Raw genomic sequence first — 1,013 nt, 5'->3', positions numbered from 1 at the left:
TGAGCAGGAGCACGTAAGTTGATGGAGCGATTTGCAAGTTAATTGATGTTTTGGCGGCGAAGCAATCGGGGGCGATGAGGCCCCCGTTGTATTCGGCTCAGAATGGGTCGTCGATGTTGTGCCGTGGCTGGCCGGGGTCGTGGTGCCAGGGCTGGTAATACCGCCGGATCTGGTCGCCGTAGGTGCGGCTGAACCACAGATAGAAGTCTTCAAGGAAGAACTGCATCATGCAGGCTGCTTCGTCGGAGAGTTCGGGCGCCGCGAAGGCGGCGATACGTTTGGCGTTGCGTGTTTTGCGGGACATGTCAGCGGGCTCCACTGGATTGACGCGCCGGCTGCCGCCGTGACGCGGGGGCGGCCGGGGCGAACACGTCGAAGTACAGCTTCTCGTCGAGTTCAGGCAGTTCACGCTGGGCGGCGGTGGCAAGCAGTTCGTTGGCGAGCGTGGTGAGCACGCGATAGTTGCCCAGCGCGTGTTCGCACAGCGTGTGACGCAGTCGCGGCGTCATCAATTGCGGCGCGCCGGCGGTCGCGAGCAGATGATCGAGACAGGCCAGCAGATCGTCCGCAGACGCCTTCTCAGTGGCCAGACGCGAACGGATGCGGCTGCCCAGCGGCAGCAGTTCGTCGCACCGTAGCTTGTCGGTCAGGCGCGAGTCGCCGGCGAGCACCACGCACAGCAGTGGCTGGGAATCGAAGCGCGCACTGGCCATCAGCCGCAGCTCGTTCAACACGCCCGCGCTCATTTCCTGCGCTTCGTCGATCAGCAGGATGGGACGCCGCCGAGTCGTTTGCAGATGCGACAGCCAGCGCTCGCGCAGTGTCTTGAAGCCGCCCCAGCGGTTGTGCGGCCTGAGTTCGAGACCGAAGATGTCGCCCATCTCACGATAGAAGTCGGCAAGATTGCTTTGCGGGTGATTGATCGAGACGACGGTCAGGTCGGTGAGTCGCTCGAGCCGTTCGGCCAGCATGCGCATGACGACGCTCTTGCCGGTACCGGGCTCGCCGTGAAT

2 protein-coding genes are annotated in these 1,013 nt (G+C 63.4%); both read right to left on the bottom strand.

The annotated features are described in order from the left end of the window. Nucleotides 1-97: 97 nt before the first annotated feature. Nucleotides 98-304, bottom strand: coding sequence for a hypothetical protein (locus tag P0D89_RS53405; RefSeq protein ID WP_408371318.1), 207 nt, complete (start codon nt 302-304; stop codon nt 98-100). A gap of 1 nt (nt 305) precedes the next feature. Beyond that, a partial coding sequence (locus P0D89_RS53400) for an ExeA family protein (RefSeq protein WP_408371317.1) occupies nt 306-1,013 on the bottom strand: 708 nt, incomplete at its 5' end.

It is taken from the genome of Paraburkholderia sp. RL18-085-BIA-A, from assembly GCF_046027075.1.
Taxonomy (GTDB): Bacteria; Pseudomonadota; Gammaproteobacteria; order Burkholderiales; family Burkholderiaceae; genus Paraburkholderia.
This window is presented reverse-complemented; position numbering and strand designations above follow the sequence as displayed.